At 72.4% G+C, this 19,536-nt stretch carries 15 protein-coding genes and 1 pseudogene; 11 read left to right on the forward strand and 5 right to left on the reverse strand.

Translation table 11 applies throughout. The annotated features are described in order from the left end of the window. Positions 1 to 8: 8 nt before the first annotated feature. From ACHZ99_RS06345 to ACHZ99_RS06355, 3 genes are read right to left on the reverse strand one after another with little or no spacing between them, the layout of a single operon-like run. The gene (locus ACHZ99_RS06345) at positions 9 to 2,384 is read right to left on the reverse strand and encodes a glycoside hydrolase family 65 protein (protein ID WP_420303384.1); all 2,376 of its coding nucleotides are present in this window, start codon (positions 2,382 to 2,384) and stop codon (positions 9 to 11) included. After that, positions 2,381 to 3,136, reverse strand: coding sequence for an HAD family hydrolase (locus tag ACHZ99_RS06350; protein ID WP_420303385.1), 756 nt, complete (start codon positions 3,134 to 3,136; stop codon positions 2,381 to 2,383). The genes ACHZ99_RS06345 and ACHZ99_RS06350 overlap by 4 nt, the downstream gene beginning before the upstream one ends. Before the next feature lie 55 nt (positions 3,137 to 3,191). Further along, positions 3,192 to 3,665, reverse strand: a complete 474-nt coding sequence (locus tag ACHZ99_RS06355) for a GNAT family N-acetyltransferase (protein WP_420303386.1) — start codon at positions 3,663 to 3,665, stop codon at positions 3,192 to 3,194. 604 nt (positions 3,666 to 4,269) lie between these two features. Here ACHZ99_RS06355 and msrB point away from each other — a divergent pair. The 7 genes from msrB to trxA all read left to right on the forward strand — a co-directional run bounded on the left by msrB (position 4,270) and on the right by trxA (position 11,362). Further along, on the forward strand, positions 4,270 to 4,746 hold the full coding sequence (msrB, locus tag ACHZ99_RS06360) for a peptide-methionine (R)-S-oxide reductase MsrB (protein WP_420303387.1): 477 nt from the start codon (positions 4,270 to 4,272) through the stop codon (positions 4,744 to 4,746). Positions 4,747 to 4,829: 83 nt separating this feature from the next. After that, entirely contained in the window at positions 4,830 to 5,294 is a 465-nt protein-coding gene (msrA, locus tag ACHZ99_RS06365) for a peptide-methionine (S)-S-oxide reductase MsrA (RefSeq protein WP_420303996.1), read from the forward strand. Positions 5,295 to 5,403: 109 nt separating this feature from the next. Beyond that, entirely contained in the window at positions 5,404 to 6,075 is a 672-nt protein-coding gene (locus ACHZ99_RS06370) for a TetR/AcrR family transcriptional regulator (RefSeq protein ID WP_420303388.1), read from the forward strand. Between the two features lie 232 nt (positions 6,076 to 6,307). Further along, a complete protein-coding gene (locus ACHZ99_RS06375) occupies positions 6,308 to 8,164 on the forward strand; it encodes a BTAD domain-containing putative transcriptional regulator (RefSeq protein WP_420303997.1) in 1,857 nt (618 codons plus the stop codon). Positions 8,165 to 8,302: 138 nt separating this feature from the next. Next, positions 8,303 to 9,988, forward strand: a complete 1,686-nt coding sequence (gene ctaD, locus ACHZ99_RS06380) for a cytochrome c oxidase subunit I (RefSeq protein ID WP_420303998.1) — start codon at positions 8,303 to 8,305, stop codon at positions 9,986 to 9,988. A 168-nt stretch (positions 9,989 to 10,156) separates the two neighbouring features. Next, the gene (locus tag ACHZ99_RS06385; protein ID WP_420303389.1) at positions 10,157 to 10,930 is read left to right on the forward strand and encodes an SDR family NAD(P)-dependent oxidoreductase; all 774 of its coding nucleotides are present in this window, start codon (positions 10,157 to 10,159) and stop codon (positions 10,928 to 10,930) included. 102 nt (positions 10,931 to 11,032) lie between these two features. Then, positions 11,033 to 11,362, forward strand: a complete 330-nt coding sequence (gene trxA, locus ACHZ99_RS06390; RefSeq protein ID WP_420303390.1) for a thioredoxin — start codon at positions 11,033 to 11,035, stop codon at positions 11,360 to 11,362. A gap of 64 nt (positions 11,363 to 11,426) precedes the next feature. On the opposite strand, the gene msrA (ACHZ99_RS06395) is transcribed toward trxA, so the two are convergent. Next, complete coding sequence (gene msrA, locus ACHZ99_RS06395) at positions 11,427 to 11,936, reverse strand: peptide-methionine (S)-S-oxide reductase MsrA (RefSeq protein WP_420303391.1); 510 nt, start codon at positions 11,934 to 11,936, stop codon at positions 11,427 to 11,429. A 285-nt stretch (positions 11,937 to 12,221) separates the two neighbouring features. Here msrA (ACHZ99_RS06395) and ACHZ99_RS06400 point away from each other — a divergent pair, with 285 nt between their 5' ends. The 4 genes and pseudogenes from ACHZ99_RS06400 to ACHZ99_RS06415 all read left to right on the forward strand — a co-directional run bounded on the left by ACHZ99_RS06400 (position 12,222) and on the right by ACHZ99_RS06415 (position 16,592). Further along, a complete protein-coding gene (locus ACHZ99_RS06400; RefSeq protein WP_420303392.1) occupies positions 12,222 to 12,686 on the forward strand; it encodes a DUF5709 domain-containing protein in 465 nt (154 codons plus the stop codon). 270 nt (positions 12,687 to 12,956) lie between these two features. Then, a complete protein-coding gene (locus ACHZ99_RS06405; RefSeq protein WP_420303393.1) occupies positions 12,957 to 13,541 on the forward strand; it encodes an RNA polymerase sigma factor in 585 nt (194 codons plus the stop codon). Between the two features lie 198 nt (positions 13,542 to 13,739). Further along, a pseudogene (locus ACHZ99_RS06410) lies at positions 13,740 to 13,960 on the forward strand (hypothetical protein); the annotation flags it as partial. 139 nt (positions 13,961 to 14,099) lie between these two features. Then, positions 14,100 to 16,592, forward strand: coding sequence for an AAA family ATPase (locus ACHZ99_RS06415; protein WP_420303394.1), 2,493 nt, complete (start codon positions 14,100 to 14,102; stop codon positions 16,590 to 16,592). A 19-nt stretch (positions 16,593 to 16,611) separates the two neighbouring features. On the opposite strand, the gene ACHZ99_RS06420 is transcribed toward ACHZ99_RS06415, so the two are convergent. Beyond that, positions 16,612 to 19,494: a helix-turn-helix transcriptional regulator gene (locus ACHZ99_RS06420; protein WP_420303395.1), complete on the reverse strand. Its 2,883-nt coding sequence runs from the start codon at positions 19,492 to 19,494 to the stop codon at positions 16,612 to 16,614. Positions 19,495 to 19,536: the final 42 nt, after the last annotated feature.

Genomic DNA, 19,536 nt, shown 5'->3' on the forward strand with positions numbered 1-19,536 from the left:
CGCCGTCCTCAGACGCCGGGGCCGGTTGCTTCGGCGCCGCCGTCATGGCCGCGGGGCTCCCGTCCGGGCGGCTGGCGGGGCGGGGTCCGGTACGGCCGGCGTACGAGGGCGAGGCTGCGCGGGGCCTCGGTGGAGAGGGTGATCCGTTCGTCGAAGTGCCAGAGGTCCAGCGGCTCGCCGTCCAGCAGCGTGTAGGTCACGCGGGAGTGCTCGATCTCGACCCGGAGCCGGCGGCCCCTGGCCGCCAGCCTGAACGCCAGCCGGCTGATCGCCTCCGGCAGTCCGGGCGAGAAGCCGAGCGAGTCGCCTCGGGGACGCATGCCGCCGAACCCGGCGACCAGCGCCATCCAGCTCCCCCCGAGGGAGGCGATGTGCACGCCGTCACGCGTGTTCTTCTCCAGATCCTCCAGGTCGATGAGCGCCGCTTCGTGCAGGTACCGGTAGGCGAGGCCCAGGTGGCCGACCTCGGCGGCCACGACGGCCTGGCTGCTGGCCGACAGCGAGGAGTCGCGCACCGTCAGCGGCTCGTAGTAGTCGAAGTTCCGGGCCTTCTGATCGGCGTCGAAGAACTCCCCGCGGGTGTACATCGCCAGCACGAGGTCGGCCTGCTTGATCACCTGCTTGCGGTAGAGGTCGAAGTACGGGAAGTTCAGCAGCAGCGGGTACTGCTCCGGGGCGGTGCCGGCGAAGTCCCAGGGCTCAAGGCGCGTGAAGCCCTCGTGCTGCTCGTGGACACGCAGTTCGCGGTTGTACGGCACGTGCACGGCGTCCGCGGCGTCCCGCCAGGCGGCCGCCTCCTCGTCGTCCACCCCGAGCCGGGCGGCACGGTCCGGGTGGCGGGCCGCGGCGTCCGCCGCGGCGGTGAGGTTCGCGGCCGCCATCAGGTTCGTGTAGGTGTTGTCGTTCTTGACCGCGGTGTACTCGTCCGGCCCGGTGACGCCGTCGATGTGGAAGCGCCCGCGGCGGTCGTGGTGTCCGAGGGACCGCCACATCCGCGCCGTCTCCACGAGCAGTTCCAGCCCGCAGTCCCGGTCGAAGTCGTCGTCGCCGGTGGCGGCGACGTAGCGTACGACCGCGTCCGCGATGTCGGCGTTCACGTGGAAGGCGGCGCTGCCGGCCGGCCAGTAGGCCGAGCACTCGGCGCCGTCGATCGTCCGCCACGGGAAGGCGGCGCCCTTCAGGCCGAGTTGGGCGGCCCTCTCCCGTGCGGCCGGGAGCGTCGACCGGCGCCAGCTCAGGGCCGCGCGCACGGCCGAGGGCTGGGTGTAGGTCAGCATCGGCAGCACGAAGCTCTCGGAGTCCCAGAAGGTGTGACCGTCGTACCCGGAGCCGGTCAGCCCTTTGGCGGGCAAGGCGCGCTCCTCCGCCCGGGCGCCGGCCTGCAGCACGTGGAACGCCGCGAAGCGCACCGCCTGCTGGATCTCCTCGTCCCCGTCGACCTCGACGTCCGCACGGGCCCAGAAGCCGTCGAGGTACCGGCGTTGCTCGGCTGCCAGCCCCCGCCACCCGGTGCTGTCGGCCCCGGCGAGGGCGGCGTCGACCTGATCGCGCAGGCTCGGCAGCGTCCGGGTCGCCGACCAGCCGTAGGCGACCAGCTTCTCCAGCCTGAGCCGCTGTCCCGCCCCGAGGACCGACGTCGCCGTCAGCCGGGCGAGGTCGTCGCTGCTCTCGCTGCGGAGCCGGGTGCCGTCCGGGCCGCTCACCGTGTGGCCGGCTGCCGCCGCCACCCGGAGCCCGCTTCTGCGGGTGCGGTGGAGCAGCCTCAGCCTGCCGCCCTCCGCCGCGTGTCCCAGGGACTCCAGCGGCGAGCGCAGCGCCTTGGCGGTGCGGGGGTCGCCTCCGGGCGGCGGGAGTTCCTCGTTCGCCACCAGCTCGGACTGCACCACGACGCGGATGTCGCACTCCAGCGGCTCCACCTCGTAGACGATCGCGGCGACGGACCGCTGGGCCAGGGACACCAGGCGGGAGGACCGCACCCTGACCCGGCGGCCGGCGGGCGACGTCCACTCGCAGGTGCGGTGCAGCAGCCCGGAGCGCAGGTCCAGCACCCGCTCGTGGGAGTGCAGCCGGCCGTAGCGCAGGTCGAAGGGCTCGTCGTCCACGAGCAGCCGGACGATCTTGCCGTTGGTGACGTTGACGATCGTCTGACCTGATTCGGGGTACCCGTAGCCCGCCTCGGCGTACGGCAGGTCGTGCAGCTCGTGGACGCCGTTGAGATAGCTGCCGGGCAGGCCGTGCGGCTCCCCTTCCTCCAGGTTGCCGCGCCAGCCGATGTGCCCGTTCGACAGGGCGAAGACCGACTCGCTCTGGGCGAGCAGGCCGAGGTCGAGTGCGGTCTCCCGGAGCACCCACGGCTCGACGGCGTAGCACCGGTGCTCGATCATGCCCGGTGCCGCCGCTCCGCGGTGCCGGAAAGCTCCGTCAGGTCCTTGACGACCACGTCGGCGCCGTGCGCGTACAGGGCGTCGGCCTGACCCGTCCGGTCGACGCCCACCACCCACCCGAAATGCCCCGACCGTCCAGCGTCCATGCCTGCCTGGGCGTCCTCGAAGACCGCGCACTCGGCGGGGCTCTGGCCCAGGTCGCGGGCCGCCGCCAGGAACGTGTCGGGGTGGGGCTTGCCCCGCAGGCCCCGGTTCGCGGCCACGACGCCGTCGATCCACGCGTCGAAGAGCGTCTCGGCGCGCGCCGCCCGCAACACCTCGCGGCAGTTGGCGCTGGAGGTGACGACGGCGGTGAGCAGCCCCCGGTCCCGCGCCGCCGTGAGGTAGGCGAGGGTGTCCCGGTAGACCTCGGCTCCCTGCGAGCTGATCCTGGCCTGGAACAGGTTGGTCTTCCAGCGGCCCAGGCCGTGCACGGTGTCCAGGCCCGGAGGATCGTCGGGGCTGCCGTCGGGCAGGTCGATGCCGCGCGAGGCCAGGAAGCACCGTACTCCGTCGGCCCTCGGGCGGCCGTCGACGAAGTCGCGGTAGTCCGAGTCCGCGTCGAACGGGCGGAGTTCCTCGCCGTCGCGCCGGCGCAGGAACGCGTCGAACGCCTCCTTCCACACCGCGGCGTGGACGGAGGCCGTGTCGGTGATGACGCCGTCGAGGTCGAAAAGACAGGTCCGAATCGCGGCTGGCAGGCCAAGTGTCACCCAGTCGTCTCCCTACACGAGTGCCGGACGCCGGTGGCGTGTCCGTCGAGCACCGCTACGCCATGTCCCGCTCGAACGCGCTGAGCTGCTCGTCGTTCCGGCCTCCCTCGGCTTCGTGCCGGGGGCGGGCGCCGGCGCCGGGGTGGACCTCGTCGAGGAGATCCAGATATGCCGGATGGTGGGCGATGAACTCACCCACGACCGGGCAGATGACGGTGATCTTCTTACCGCTCTCGCGGATCTCGTCCAGGACGCGGGCGACGAGTTCCGTCGCCACGCGGTGATTGCGGAACGCGTGGTCGACCCAGACCGAGAGCAGGACGACACGGCCGCCCACGAACCGGTACGTGAGTTCCGCGATCGCGTCGTCGCCGAGCTCCGCCACCCATCGGCCGTGCTCCACATCATTGCTGACATCGAGCTCCCAGCTGGACTCCAGCTCATCGGGACGCCTCTTGCCCAGGGCAGCGATGAGCGCGGCGTTGTTCTCTTCACGAGAGGCTTCTTCGGCCTCAAAACTGATCGTCACGGTCGTACTTTCTGTCGGCGGAGACGGTCGTCGCTCCCGGGTGAGCGGACCTTGAGCCCGACGACCCGCTCCGTCGCCACGATCGCCTTCATGCGGCGCCTCCCTGAATGCGGTGTGTAGCTGCGGGGCGCGCAGGGGTCACCGGGGTTAGTGACACGCGGCCTCGATGTCTTACCAGGCGCGTCGGCACGGAAAGGAGCGCGAATGGGTCATGAATCGCCCAACGCCTTGAATCTACTCACCCCAGGGCGAAGCCGCACGTCCGCCGCTGCTGAGACGCCCGACGCCTCCGCCGTAACAAGCACTGACAATTCCGTTCCCGGCGGGGGAGGTAAGACGGCAGGACGTGCTGACGCTGATCTGTAACGGTGTGCTGCCCGGTCGGCCGTCCCACTCAAGGAGCGCACGTGCTCCACGCTCCCGCCGGCGGCACAGACACCGCGGCCCGCTCCTGACGCGCGGCGCCGCGGATGGCCCGGACCTGCTCTTTCCCGTACCTGAGATCGAGATCACAGTGGGTCCTCAGGGACCGGGACCAAAACCGCTCGGTGCAGTGTTATCCCCGGTGGCGTCGTAGCCAGCGACGTCAGGAAAGGAGAAGATCGTGTCACACGGCTACAGCAAGACCCCCGAGGCCCTGAGCCGCCTCACCGACAGTCAGTTCCGAGTCACGCAGAAGGACGGAACCGAGCCCGCATTCCGCAACGAGTACTGGGACAACCACGAGGCCGGGATCTACGTGGACGTGGTGTCCGGCCAGCCGTTGTTCTCGTCCGTCGACAAGTACGACAGCGGCACCGGATGGCCGAGCTTCACCAGGCCGATCGCGGCCGACTCCGTTCGCACGGAGACGGACAGGTCGCTGGGGATGGCCCGCACCGAGGTACGGTCCACCGGGGCGGACAGCCACCTCGGCCATGTCTTCGATGACGGTCCGGCCGACGCCGGCGGCCGGCGGTACTGCATGAACTCGGCCGCGCTGCGCTTCATCCCGGTCTCCGAGCTGGAGGCGCAGGGCTACGGCCGGTACCGCTCGCTGTTCGAGACAGCCGACACCAGCGCAGAGGAGCACACACCGTGACCAGCGGAATACACGACACCGGACAGATCACCCGCAAGCCGGGCACGGAGACGGCCGTACTGGCCGGCGGGTGTTTCTGGGGCATGGAGGATCTCATCCGCCGGCAGCCGGGCGTGCTGGGGACGCGCGTCGGTTACACCGGCGGCAAGAACGATCACGCTACGTACCGCAACCACCCCGGCCACGCCGAGGCGGTCGAGATCGTCTTCGACCCGGCGCAGACGACCTACCGGGACATCCTGGCGTTCTTCTTCCAGATCCACGACCCGTCGACCCTGGACCGTCAGGGCAACGACATCGGCGCGAGCTACCGGTCGGCGATCTTCCCGCTCACGCCCGCGCAGGAGAAGGTCGCCCGCGACACGATCGCGGATGTCGATGCGTCGGGGCTGTGGCCGGACAAGGCGGTCACGACGATCGAGCCCGCGGGCCCGTTCTGGGAGGCCGAGCCCGAGCACCAGGACTATCTGATCCGGTACCCGGGCGGCTACACGTGCCACTTCCCCCGGGCGGGCTGGGTACTGCCCGCCCGCACCACCACCGACTGACAGCTCTCACCAACGGCGCGGGCGGACGGGCCGAGAGCTGGACACAAGAAAAGGACCTTGAGGTCCACTCCGAAAGCTGCTAGCCTGCGCGGCCAGTAATCTTGCCCCTGTGGCGGAACAAGCGCGCGACAAGAACGAATCCCGGCTGACCGAGCGCGGGCGGGCGACCCGAGAGCGCATTCTCCGGGTCGCCGCCGACATGATGCTCGTCAAGGGCGTCTCCTCCACGACCCTCGACGAGATCCGGGCGGCCAGCGGAACGAGCAAGTCCCAGCTCTACCGTCACTACCCCGACAAGGATGCGCTGGTGCGGGACGTCGTCGCGTTGCAGGCTGCCGAAGTGCTCGAACGCCACCACCAGCTGCTGCGACGGCTCAACTCCTTCCGCGGGCTGGAGCGCTGGCGGGACGCGGTGATCGAACGCAACGCGCTGCGGAACGGAGCGTACGGCTGCCCGCTCGGCTCCCTGGCGAGCGAGCTCGCCGATCAGGATGAGGAGGCGCGCCGGGTGATCGCCGCGCACTTCGGCACCTGGGAAGGGCTGCTGGAGGCCGGGCTCACGCGGATGAAGGACTCGGGAGTCCTCCGCGCGGACGCGGACGCCGCAGTCCTCGCCACCGGCCTGATGGCAGCTCTTCAGGGCGGCTACCTCCTTGCGCAGACAACCCTGGACGTCACGCCCATGAGGATCGCCCTCGACATGGCGATCGACCACGTCAGGACCTATGCTGCGCCCGCCGACGACGGCGTTCCGCCCCACGGGGGTTCCACCGGGCGCTGAGACCGCCCGGGACGGGGCGATGCCGCCCCGGCGCGGCCGGTCCGCCCGTCCCCGCGGACGTGCCGCCGTGCCGCGCGGCCTGGTCGCCGTCTCCTGGCGCCGGGACGTCACCGCCCCAAGAATGGGACTATTTAGTCCAGAAAAAATGACCGATCCGAGGTACGTTTGAGGGGTCCCCTACAGACGGCCACGCGGTGAAAGCGCCACAAGGATCCCCAGGACGGTGGGCACGATGCATCCGGGCGTGCAGTTCTCAGTGCTCGGGCCGGTCCGGCTGCACCGGCAGGGAGTCGAGGCCGGAGCCGGCCAGCCGAGGCAGTGCGCCGTACTCGCCTCGCTGCTGCTCAGGGCGGGCCGGCCGGTCAGCCTGTCGAAACTGGTGGAGGACGTGTGGGGTGACGAGGCTCCGGCGTCCGCCGTGGGTTCGGTGCGTACCTACGTCTACCGGCTCAGACAGGCGCTGGGGCAGCAGTGCGACAGCTCCGTGCGGCTGATCGACGGGGGGTACGTGCTGCGCATCCCACCGGACGCTCTGGACCTGAACAGGTTCAAGGAGACGGCGGCACGGGCGCGCCAGGCGCGCAGCGGTGGCGACCTGTCGTCCGCCGCCGGCCTGCTGGCCGAGGGGCTGGCGATGTGGAGGGGGGTGGCTCTGGCCGGGGTGCCGGGGCCGTTCGCCGACCAGCAGCGCAGCGTCCTCGGGGAGCTGCGCCTGGCCTGTGCCGAGGAGCAGCTGGCCTGCCAGGTGGAGCGGGAGCAGTACGCCGAGGCCGCCGCGGAGCTGTCCGCCCTGCTTGTCGAGCACCCGCTGCGCGAGCGCGTGTGCGGCCTGCTGATGACCGCGCTGTACGGCGCCGGCCGGCAGTCCGAGGCCCTGACGATCTATCACACGACCAGCCACCTGCTGCGTCAACGGCTCGGTGTCAGCCCGTCACCGGAACTGCAGCAGGTCCACGAAGCCATCCTGTCCGGACGCCTGCGGCTGCCCCACACCGCCGCCCGCCCGCACAGCGCGCGCCGCACGCCCCCGCTCCATGCCCCGGCGCAGCTTCCAGCCGCCCTGCCGAGCCTGGTCGGCCGGGACAGGGAGCAGGAGCAGGTGGAGCGCTTGGTCGACGAGGCCGGTGCGTCGTCCGCCGCAGTCATCTGCACGGTGGGCGGATTGGCGGGCGTCGGCAAGACAGCCTTCGCCACCACCGTCGCCCACCGTCTGGCGGACCGCTTCCCGGACGGTCAGCTCTTCGCCGATCTGCAGGGAGCGGGACCGCAGGCCACGCCCCGGGACCCCGCGCACGTGCTCGGGGACTTCCTGCACGCCTGGGGAGTCGGCCCCCGGGACATGCCCGAGACCGCACAGGCGCGGGGGCTGATGTTCCGCGGCCTGCTGGCCGACCGCCGCGTTCTCGTCGTGCTCGACAACGCGCGCAACACCGACCAGCTCACCCACCTCCTGCCCGGTGGGCACGGCTCCATGGCCCTCGTCACCAGCCGCATGCAGCTGCACGCGCTTGTCGCCGGCTACCAAGCGCTTCCCCTGACGCTCATGCCGCTGAGCCAGGCGGACGCCCGCAGCTTCCTCGCACGCCGACTCGGCCCGGCACGTACGGCTGCCGAACCCCACGCCGTCGACCGCATCATCGACCTGGCCGGACAGCTCCCCCTGGCCCTGGCCAACGTCGCCGCCCGCGCGGCTTACCGACCGCAGCTGCGCCTCGCCAGCCTCGCCGACGAGTACCAGGCACCGGGACTCCGCGCCCTGGACGTCTTCGCGAGCGACGAGGACCCCGCACTCGACGTCCGCGCCTCCCTCGCGCGCTCCTACCGCCTCCTCGATCCCGAGACCGCCGCGCTCTTCCGCGACCTCCGTGCCTGCCCGGACCCCATGTTCGCGGCGTCACAGGTCGCGAAGCTGACCGGACGACCCGAACCCGGAGTCCGCCAGGCCCTCTCCCGGCTCGCCAGAGCGCACCTCGTCTCGGAGGTCGGCCCCGGCCGCTACAGCTGGAACCGCCTGGTGGCCGCATACGCACGTGAGCAGGCCCGGCCGGCCGACGACCCGGCGTCTGGACAAGGCGTAGACGGCCGGTAGATCGAGCGCTGGTCGACTGGTGGCCGACCCGCACCAGAAGGCTCGTGAGACACGAGGCGGCCGACACCGGTCACAACGGCGGGGCGTGCGACGGGCAGCACCGGTGAAACCCGGCCCCGAGGGGTGGACGTGACAGCAATCCAGGAGAGCGAGCCGCTCAGCAAGCGCCCGCGGCCAGAGGGCACGGGCAGATCCGTGGTCGCGTGGCTGACGACGACCGACCACAAGAAGATCGGCTCCCTCTATCTGGGGACGTCGTTCGCCTTCTTCCTCCTGGGGGGCGTGTTCGCCCTCGTCATGCGAGCGGAACTGGCCCGGCCGGGCCTCCAGCTCATCTCGAACGAGCAGTACAACCAGGCTTTCACCGCGCACGGCACCATCATGCTGCTGCTCTTCGCGACCCCGCTGTTCGCCGGGTTCGCGAACTGGATCATGCCGCTCCAGATCGGGGCGCCGGACGTCGCCTTCCCCCGGCTGAACATGTTCGCCTACTGGCTCTACCTGTTCGGCTCGCTGATCGTCCTCTCCGGCTTCCTCACGCCCGGCGGCTCGGCGGCATGGGGCTGGACCGGCTACACCCCCCTGTCCGGCGCCGTGCGGTCGCCCGGCATCGGCGGCGACCTGTGGATCATGGGGCTCGCCCTGTCCGGGTTCGGGACGATCCTCGGGTCGGTCAACTTCATCACCACGATCATCTGCATGCGGGCCCCGGGGATGACCATGTTCCGCATGCCGATCTTCACCTGGAACGTCCTGCTCACGGGCGTACTGGTGCTCCTCGCCTTCCCCACGCTGGCCGCCGCCCTCCTCGCGCTGGAGGCGGACCGCAAGCTCGGCTCGCACATCTTCGACCCGGCCAACGGGGGCGCGCTCCTGTGGCAGCACCTGTTCTGGTTCTTCGGCCATCCCGAGGTGTACATCATCGCCCTGCCGTTCTTCGGCATCGTCTCCGAGATCCTGCCGGTGTTCAGCCGGAAGCCGATCTTCGGCTACATCGGTCTCGTCGCCGCCACGATCGCCATCGCCGGGCTCTCCCTGACCGTGTGGGCGCACCACATGTTCGTCACCGGCGGGGTGCTCCTCCCCTTCTTCTCCTTCATGTCGTTCCTCATCGCGGTCCCGACCGGCGTGAAGTTCTTCAACTGGATCGGCACCATGTGGAAGGGGTCGCTCTCGTTCGAGACCCCCATGCTGTACTCGGCGGGGTTCCTCGTCACCTTCCTCCTCGGGGGTCTCACCGGCGTACTGCTGGCTTCCCCGCCCCTGGACTTCCACGTATCCGACACCTACTTCGTCGTCGCGCACTTCCACTACACCCTGTTCGGCACCATCGTGTTCGCCATGTTCGCGGGCTTCTATTTCTGGTGGCCGAAGTTCACGGGAAAGATGCTCGACGAAAGGCTGGGGAAGATCCACTTCTGGACGCTCTTCATCGGATTCCAGTGCACCTTCCTGGTCCAGCACTGGCTCGGCACGGAGGGCATGCCCCGGCGTTACGCGGACTACCTGGCGGCCGACGGGTTCACGGTGCTGAATACGGTGTCGACGATCGGCGCGTTCCTGCTGGGCCTCTCGACACTTCCGTTCCTGTACAACGTGTGGAAGACCTCCCACGACGCGCCCCGGGTGACCAAGGACGACCCCTGGGGGTTCGGCAGGTCCCTGGAGTGGGCCACGGCCTGCCCTCCGCCCCGGCACAACTTCGTCGCGCTGCCCAGGATTCGCTCGGACGCCCCGGCCCTCGATCTCCACCGGCCCGAGATCCGGGATCCGGAGCTTCCCTCTCCCGGCCGACAGGCGGGCGCCGGCGGTCCGACGCCTTGAAGGTCCGTCCCACGGGAGGAGCAACCGACAACGCCGTGATCCCGCCGTACAGAGCTCGACCCGGCGCCGTAGAGGGCTTGTAGATCCGTCGTAGACCCTGGCGTGCCAACGTCGAGTGCATCACCGGAAGAGAGTCTTCGTTCACCACTCGGCCAAGGAGTGATTCGCGTGGCCACGGACTTCGAAGGAAAAAAGCTCGTCGTGATCGGCGGAGCCAGCGGCATGGGCCTCAAGACCGCCGAGAACGTGATCGCGAGGGGCGGCAGCGCGGTGATCATCGGCCGCCCCGGTCAGAAACTCGACGACGCCACGACCGGGCTGTCGCGCGCCGGCGACGCGTGGTCGATCGCGGCCGACCTGGCAAACCGGGACCAGGTCGCCGAGGCGCAGAAGCAGTTGGCGGAGGACCACCCCGACGCGACCCTCCTCGTCAACGCGGCGGGATTCTTCACGCCGAAACCCTTCCTCGACCACGAGGTCGCGGACTACGACGCCTATCACGACCTCAACAGGGCGGCCTTCTTCCTGATCCAGACCGCCGTCCGGGCCATGGTCGCCGGCGGCCGGGGCGGCGCCCTCGTGAACGTGGGCAGCATGTGGGCGCACCAGGCCATCGCGGCGACACCGTCGTCGGCCTACTCGATGGCCAAGGCCGGCCTGCACGCTCTCACGCACAACCTGGCCATGGAACTCGCGGGCGAGGGAATCCGGGTGAACGCCGTGGCTCCCGCCGTCACCAGGACGCCCCTGTTCGACAAGGTCTTTCCCGCCGACCAGCTGGACGGCGCGATGGAGCAGCTGGCCGGCCTGCACCCGCTCGGCCGTGTCGGCACCCCGCAGGACCTGGCCTCGGCGATCACCTTCCTCCTCTCCCCGGCCTCCGACTGGACCACGGGCGCCATCGTCAACGTCGACGGCGGATTCATGGCAGGCCGCAACTAGACGCAGCCCCCACGCCCTGCCCGGGACCGGCAGGTGACACCTGCCCCGGGCGGGACGGGCCCGGGAGCATCGGGCAGAGCCGACCACGTACGAGGAGCCCGCATGGCAGGCAAGCTGACAAGCGTGACCGACGAGACCTTCGAGGACGAGGTGCTCACGAGCGACAGGCCGGTGCTCGTCGACTTCTGGGCCGAATGGTGCGGGCCCTGCCGCCTGGTGGCACCGGTCCTTGAGGCACTCGCCACCGAGCACAGCGACAAGATCACCGTCGTCCAGCTGAACGTCGACGAGAGCCCTCGCACCGCTGGGAGGTACGGAGTCAGGTCCATCCCCACGCTCCACGTCTACCGGGACGGCAAGGTCGTCAAGACGGTCGTGGGGGCCAGGCCCAAGCACGTCCTGGAACAGGAGCTGCGGGAGTTCCTGAGGTGACCGAGCCCCCGGGGGCCACCCGCCGCCGTCGCGCCTGCTCGGACACGCCGGCGGGACGGACGTTTCAGGCCCGCTCCCGGGGGAGCTTCCAGCCCCTCCGGACAAACTGGCTCATGTGCGCGTCCGGATGGCGCCGGAGGTAGTTCTGGTGCTCGGGTTCCGCCTCCCAGAACGTGCCGGACGGAACGACCTCGGTGACCAGCTTCCCGGGCCACAGCCCGGACGTGTCACAGTCCGTGATCACCGCCTCGGCGGTGCATCGCTGCTCTTCGTCCAGGTAGAAGACGGCGGACCGGAAGGTCAGGCCGATGTCGTCGCCCTGCCGGTTCACCGTGGTGGGGTCGTGGATCTGGAAGAAGAACGCCAGAATGCTGACGTAGTCCGTCCCGGACGGGTCGTAGGCGACCTCGACCGCCTCCGCGTGGTTTCCGTGGTTCCGGTACGTCGGTGCCACCACGTCGCCGCCGGTGTAGCCGACACGGGTGCCCACGACACCCGGGAACGTGCGGAACAACTCCTGCATGCCCCAGAAGCACCCGCCCGCCAGCACGGCGTGCTCCTTTGCCGGTACCACCCTGTGCTCCCCCTTCCCTGTAGGACCCGATGCGGCCGAGGCCGTGGGACACGAGACGAGCCGCGAGGTCGCGGCCGCCGGACGGGGCCTCGGCGCTGCCGCGCCGGACCGCCGGCTCGACCCGTTAGCTGCCGCGGCCGCCGACTCCTTACGGCCGGGGGCGCGCGCGACTATGCCGGATAGACGCCTGGTCGACACCGGGCCGGTGGAATGGTCTCCTCCCGCCGAGCCGTCACCGGAGCGCCGGCATCGAGATCGCGGGACTCGGACGCCACGGAGGCCGGAATGACTTCACCCGACAACCAGCAGCCCTCCGGGGACGCGGGCGCTTCCAACCCGCTGCGCTCGCAGGAGGAGTACGACGAGGACGAGCTGGGCGAGGACGTCCTCGACCGGGGCTACTCGCCTGCCGACGCACCTCTCGCCGTCAACGACTGGGGCATCACCGCGAGAGAGGGCGCCTCGCACGAGGACCTCACGCATCGGCTCAGGCGCGAGGTGCCGGAAGCCGACGCGCCGGACGAGGGCGACGGGCTCGGCGACGTCATCGGCACGGACGGCGAGCTCATCGACGACCAGGTCGGTGACGAGCGTGCGGGACGCCTCGTCGGCTGGGACACGAACGTCGTCGCCGAGGGGTACGACGGCGACGACTACTGGGCCCGGGACGTCGGCATCGACAGCGGCGCCGCCTCCGCCGAGGAGGCGGCTGTCCACGTGGTCCCTGACACCCGGGAGGACCCTGAGTGACCAGCCGGCCGCCGGGCCGCGCGCGTCGTGACCGTCCACCACCTCCCCCTGCGGGAAACAGGAGGACGGTCATGTCGGATAGACGGCCGGTAGATGGTCTCGTGATGTGCTTGTCGGCACGAGACCGGCTGGAGATTGAGAGCCATGCACTCTGCGAATACCAGAAGGTATTGCTCGGCCCCGATGGAACGGCCCGGAGCCGGTGGCAGCGTTCCGGCGACAGAGTCCACGGACGAGCGAGGGCGACTCGACCCGGAGTCCGCCGCCTGGGTGGATGCGCTCAAGGACGGCCGCGGGCCGCGGTACGAGCACGCCTGCACGCAACTGCACGAACTGCTCGTGCGTATTGCCATGGACGAAGTGCTCCGCCGGGGCCCCCGTTACCGGATTGTCGGACCGGAGCTGAATGATCTCGCCCATCAGGCAGCCGCTGACGCGCTGATGCGCATCACGTACAAAATCCAGGAATTCCGAGGTGACGCCAGGTTCACCACGTGGGCGTACCGATTTGTCGTCCTGGAGGTGTCCAGCAAGCTGGGCCGTCACTTCTGGCGCGCCGCACATGCCCGGTTCGATTCCGACGAATGGGCCCAGGTGCCCGACCGGCCGGGCACCGACCCCGCCAGTCACTGGCAGGCTCAGGAGCTGGTCGAGGCCGTACGCGACGCGGTGGCGACGGCGCTGAGCGCCCGCCAGCGGCAGGTCTTCACCGCCGTCGTCAACGGGGTCTCCCTGGAAACGCTCGCCAGTGAGCTGGAGACGAACCGGAACGCGCTCTACAAGACGATGTTCGACGCTCGCCGAAAGCTCCGGGCCCGGCTGGTAGCCGGCGGACATCTCGGCGGCGCGGGCTGACGTGAGCCGCGGAGATCCGTGGCGCGAGCAGCGGTACCAGAACGGCCGGTGCCCCAGCCGCGGATCGTGCTCCTCATCGCCGGCGACTGCCGCCGGCCGGGCCGTCGCCGGGCGCAAGTCCCGCCACGGCGGGCGACGCGCCGGTACGGGCGCCCCTCACCGGGCTCTCTGCGCTGATCGGGCGGAATCCTCTGTGCCGCCGTCCTGCTGACCGGCGGCACCCGCGACGACGTCACCCGGCTGATCCCGCTGCCCGGTGCGCCCCCGCCGGTTGGTGGCCGGGTGGGCACGGTTTCCGTCGCCCGCGCATCCGCTGGGAACGGCGGGCCGGCATCCCCCGGGGCCTCCTCACCCGATACCCGCTCGGCACCGGGGATGTCGGCGGCCCCGGGCGTACGCGCCGGGGTGGTCGGCGATAAGTGTCAGCCAAGAAGGTCCCAAGGGTGACCGGCGACAATCCCGCCCACGGACCCGGCCCGGCGGTTCCGGGGATCGGTGTCTCCCCGAGCGGAAACGGAGATGAGCAAGGATGAGGCGGTTCACGAGGATGTCTGCGTAATGCACGGGATTCACCACCTGGACACCCTCCCCGTCGTCGAGCGCGATTACCAGTTACGCCTCCTGGACGTCGCCCTCGGCTCCTGCCGGAACGGCGCCGGCGGCATTGTCGTCGTCGAAGGGGGTTTCGGGACCGGGAAGACCTCTCTTCTCCGGGCTGTGCACGAGCGCGCTGCCGACGCCGGGTTCACGGTTCTCCGCGCGCGCAGCAGTGAGTTCGAGAGCGCATTTCCGTACGGGATCGTCCGGCAGTTGTTCGAGCCGTTTTTCGAGGCCGCCCCGGCCGAGGACCGCGCCGCGGCCGTCGACGGGCCCGCGGCACTCGCCTCGCCGCTCTTCGACCACCGGCATCCCATCGCGCACGGCGACATCGCGCGGCGGCAGCACGAGGCGCTGCTGCGCGGGCTGCACCGGATGCTCGTCAATATGGGCCGGCGCGGTCCCGTCCTGCTGCTCCTCGACGACCTGCACTGGGCGGACGCCGCGTCGCTGCGTTTTCTCCAGTACGTCGAGAACCGGCTCAAGCGCCTCCCCGTGCTGTGCGTCGCCACCGCCACCACCGCCGTCGGCTGCGGCGCGCATCCCGACCTCGCCGACGCGCTCCGCGGCGCATCCGCGGTGCGCTCCGTTCCCGTGGACGTCCTCAGCCGGAAGGCCGTGGCGGAGGTCCTCGGCGCGGTGTGGGGCGGGGAGCCGGACCCGGAGGTGGTGTACGCGGCCCGGGTGGTCACCGGCGGGAATCCCGGGCTGCTCCACGAACTCGCCACCGAACTGCGGCGCGCCCCGGGGGCAGGGGGGCCGTGGGGGCCGGGGCTGGTGGCCCGGGCCGCGCCCCGGCAGGTCGCCAGGGCCGTGCAGCGGTGGGTGGGGCACGTGCCGCAGGAGCACAGGGAAGGGGCCCGGCGCCTCACCGACGTGCTCGCCGTCGTGCGCGGTGCCGCCGGGCACGGTGTGCTCGCCGACGCCGCCGGGCTCAGCCCGCGGGAGGTCGGGGAGGTGGTCGCCGTGCTCACCGACATCGGCGTCGTCGAGCCCGGTGTCCCGCCCCGGTTCACCCATCCGATCGTGCGCAACGCCGTGTACGCGCACATGCCCCGCGCGTGCCGCTACCGCACGCACGCCGCCGTGGCGCAGGCGCTCGCGCGCGCCGGCGCCCCGCCGGAGAAGGTCGCCGAGCACCTGCTGCACCTCCCGCCCAGCCGCGACGACCGGCCCGCGGCGGCCCGCACCGCCGGCGCCGGCACGGACGCCGGTTTGGACGAGTCCACCGAACCGCCGCCCGCACGGCGCGCCTTCGCCGCGCTGCTCGACGGCGCGCCCGCGGCCGACGTGCGGCGGCTGGCGGAGGAGGCGCTCCGGCGCGGCGCGCACAGCGATGCGGCGCGGGGCGATGCGGCGCGGGGCGACGCGCTCGCCCCCGGCCTGATCGCGCTGTGCCTGTCCTGCTGCGGGCGCCTCCCGGAGGCCGCGGCCGTCCTCGACGACGCCGTTCGGCGCGCCGAGGCGCTGGGGCTGGTGCCGGCCGCCCGCGACCTGCGGTCCCTGCGGGCGTTCGTCCAGCTCCGCCGCGGCATGCTGGCCGCGGCGGACACCGACGCGACGGCCGCGCTCAGCGGCTCCGACCCGGACGACGCGGCCGTCCTCGGCCGGCCCTTCGCCGTCTACACCCTCACCGAGGTGCTGCTCCTGCGGAACCAGACCAGCGCCGCGGCCGCCGCGTTCGCCCGGCACGGCACGCCGGGCGGCGGCGCGCACGCCGGACACCGGGCGCTGTCCCTGCCGCTGACGGCGGCCCGCGGGCGGCTGCGCCTCGCCCGCGGCGACACCGCGGCGGGCGCCCTCGACCTGCTGGCGGTCCACGAGTCGCTGGCCGCACACGGGGTCCGCTCCCCCGCGTTCGACTCGGGGGTACGGGCCGTGCGGGCGCTCACCGCGCTCGGCCGGGTCGGCGAGGCCCGTGCCCTCGCCGCGGAACGGCTGCGCGCCGCGCGCGCGTTCGGCGAACCCCGGGCGCTGGCGTGCGCCCTGGCTGCCCGCGCGGCCGCGCTGGGCGGCGCCCCGGCGCTCACGCTGCTGGCCGAGGCGGTGGAGCAGGTCGCGGGCACCGGCGCGGTCGTCGACGAGTGCGAGATCCGGGTGCGGCTCGGTGCCGGGCTCCGGGCGGCCGGCCGTGCCGCGCAGGCCCGCCGCACGCTGGGCGACGCCATCGAGGCCGCCGACTCCGCGGGCCTGGCCGCGCTCGGCAAGGAGGCCCGGCGGGAGTTGTCCGCGATGGGCGTGCGCGTGCGCCGCGCCGCGCGCACCGGCGTCGCGGGGCTGACGCCGCGCGAGCACCGCGTCTCGCTGCTGGCGGTGGAGGGGAAGAGCAACCGGCAGATCGCCCGCATCCTCTTCGTCACGGTGAAGACGGTCGAGTGGCATCTGAGCCAGGTCTACCGGAAGCTCGGGATCGCCTCGCGACGGGAACTCGGCGCCGCCCTGGCCGGCGACTGACGGAGTACGCCGCTCCCCCTCAGGCGACGCCGACGCGCTGCCGGGCAAGCGCCTTCGGCAACTCGTGCCGGGACGTGATGCCCAGCTTCCGGTAGGCCCGGCTGAGGTGCCATTCCACGGTCTTCACCGTGACGAAGAGGGTCTGCGCGATGTCCCGGTTGCGGATGCCCTCCGCCGCCAGGCCCGCCACCCGCCGTTCCTGGGAGGTGAGGGCACCCGCGCCGGCCTCGGTGACGCGGACCCGGACGCCCATCGCCGACAGCTCGGCCCTGGCGGCCGTCACCAGCCCCCACGCCCCGCAGCCCCGGGCCACGGCCAGCGCGCTGTTCAGGGTCCGCCGGGCGCGCGTCCAGCGCTCACACCGGCGCAGCCCCGCCCCGAGATCGACGAGCACGGTGGCGTGGTCGAGCCGGGCCTCGGAGCCGGCGAGCATCTCGGCGGCCTCCTCCAGGTACCGCACCGCCGAGCCGGGCGCCGCCATCAGGCCGCGGGCGCGGAGCCCGGCGGCGGTCACCCGCCGGCCGGCGAAGGCCCGTACGCGCGGCAGCGCGCCCTCGGTCAGGGCACGGGCCGCTTCCGTGCGGCCCGCCCGGTCGAGCAGGACGGCGGCGTCCAGGGTCTGCAGGAGGGTGGCGTCGCGCAGACCCCAGTCCTCCATGAGCCGGCACCCGTGGAGGGTGTCCTCGACGGCGGTGTCGGTGTCGCCGAGGGCGCCGTGCAGCCGGGCGCGGGCGAACAGCACGGGCGCGTAGATCACCGACCGCCGCGTCGACGCGCTGAAGTCGTGGGTGCGTACGACGGCCGCCGCCGCGTCGAGCTCGTGGCGCGAGGTCAGCACGCAGGTCAGCGCAGCGACGGCGAACACCGCCAGGGGGCTGCGCAGTCCGGCGCCGTCGGCCCGGTGAAGCACGTGGCGCGCGTCCGTCTCCGCCTCGGCCAGCCGGCCGCGCTGGTACCGGACCCAGGCGCGCACGGCGCGGTAGGAGTCGGCGGCGATCGACGCGCCGGTGCACTCCGCGTCCGCGAGCGCGTGGGTGAGCAGGCGCTCCGCGTCTCCCAGCAGGTCGCAGCAGGCGAGGACGGCGGCGACCCGGCACCAGAGCTGCGCGGACACCTCGTGGTCGTACGACCCGGGGCCGTCGGCAAACACCTCGGCGAGGGCCTTCTCGGTCAGCTCGCCGATCCGGGCCGCGGGCTCCCCGCGGCCCAGGGCCGCGACCGGTTCGTCGAGGGCGAGGAGCCGGGCGACGCGGGGGGCCACGGTGTCGGCGCCGGCCATCTCGCTCAGCCGCCGCGTGGCGATGGGCCGCAGGTGGGCCGCCTGTCGCGCGGTGACGACGAGCGCGATGTCGAGCCGGCCGCCGAGGGTTTCGTCGAGGTCGCCGACCTCGTTGCGCAGCTGCTGGAGAAGGGAGACGGCTTCCTCCACCCGGTCGGCGGCGACGAGTCCCTGCGCGAGGCCGGGCCCGATAGTGCCGCGCTCCACGGGATCTGTGCTCAGCTCCATCGCCTGACCGAGGTGGTCCACGGCGGCGGCCATGCGGGCGCGCAGCTCGGCGCGGCCGAGTTCGGTGAGGACGGTGACTTCGTCGCCGGGTGCGGGCGGCTCCTGGGTGGCGCGGGTCAGGTACGTCACGGCGGCGGTCGGCCGGTCGTCGGCGACCGCCTTGCGGGCGGCCCGGCGCAGCAGGGAGACGACCTCGCGGTTGCCGGTGACGTCGGCGTGGAGCAGGTGCCGGGCGGTCTCGTCCACGGGGGCGGCGGCCGCGGCGAGGACGTGCGCGGCGCGGGCATGGAGCGCGTTCCGCCGGGTGGCCGGCAGGCCGTGGTACAGCGCGGTCCGGACGACGGGGTAGAGGAAGCGGGGCGGCAGGCCGGGCCGGAGCAGCCCGCCGTCCACGAGCGCGCCCAGCGCGCCGGCGACGGCCCCCGGGTCGATGCCCGCGACCCCGCCGGCGTACGTGAGGCCGGGTTCGGTCCCCAGCACGGCCATGGCCTCGACCAGGGCGACGGCGGGCGCCGGCAGCGCTCGCAGCCGGCGCCGCAGGCCGTGCACGACCCGGGGCGGGGCGAGTCCGGGCACGAGGGCCGCGGGCGGCGGACCGCCGTCCGGCGGGGCGGCGGCGGCCAGTTCGTCGATCAGCTCGCGGAGGAAGAAGGGGGTGCCGCCGGTCGCCTGGTGGCACGCGTCCACCAGCGCGGAGCCGGCCCCGTCGCCCAGCCGTCCGCCGAGCCAGGCTCTGACGCCCGCCGGGCTGAGCGGAGCGAGGCGGATCAGCTCCGCCGCCGGCAGGCTGACGACGGCGTGGGCGCCGCTGAGCCAGGGCCCCTTCTGCGCGGGGTCCGTGGTGACGCCGAGCAGGATCGGCCGGCCGTCCAGCCGGGTGGCGAGGTAGTGCAGGAAGCGGAGCGAGGGGGTGTCGCCCCACCAGGCGTCGTCGAGCAGCAGCGTGAGGGGCCGGCGTTCCGCGAGGTGGGCGCACATCCAGGAGAGGCCGTTCAGGAGTACGTGCTGCCGGTCGCCGGAGGAGAGCGCGGGCTCCCGGCCCACGGGGGTGTCCTGGGGCCCGTACTCGAAGAGCCGGAGCGCGGGGCGCGCCGGGCCCCGGAACACCCGGCGCCGCTCCTCGGGGGCCGCGGTGGCCAGCCAGCCCTCGAAGAGCTGGCGCACGACGCCGTACGGGAATCCCCCCTCCGACTCGGCGCTCCTGGCCTGGAGGACGCGGCAGCCCGCCGTCTCCGACCGGCGCCGCAGGGCGGTGAGCAGGGCGGTCTTGCCCATGCCCGGGGCGCCTTCGACCAGGAGCAGGTGGCCCGCTCCGCGCCGGCTTCGGGTGACCGCGCTGTCGAGGACCGCGAGTTCGTGGTCCCGCTCGATCAACGGCACGTCTGCTGCACGCATGGAGTCCTTCCCCCCGTCGGTGACGCGTTCGTCGGTGCGGTC

Origin of the sequence: Streptomyces sp. MAR4 CNX-425, from assembly GCF_048656465.1 — a bacterium.
Classification (GTDB): domain Bacteria; phylum Actinomycetota; class Actinomycetes; order Streptomycetales; family Streptomycetaceae; genus Streptomyces.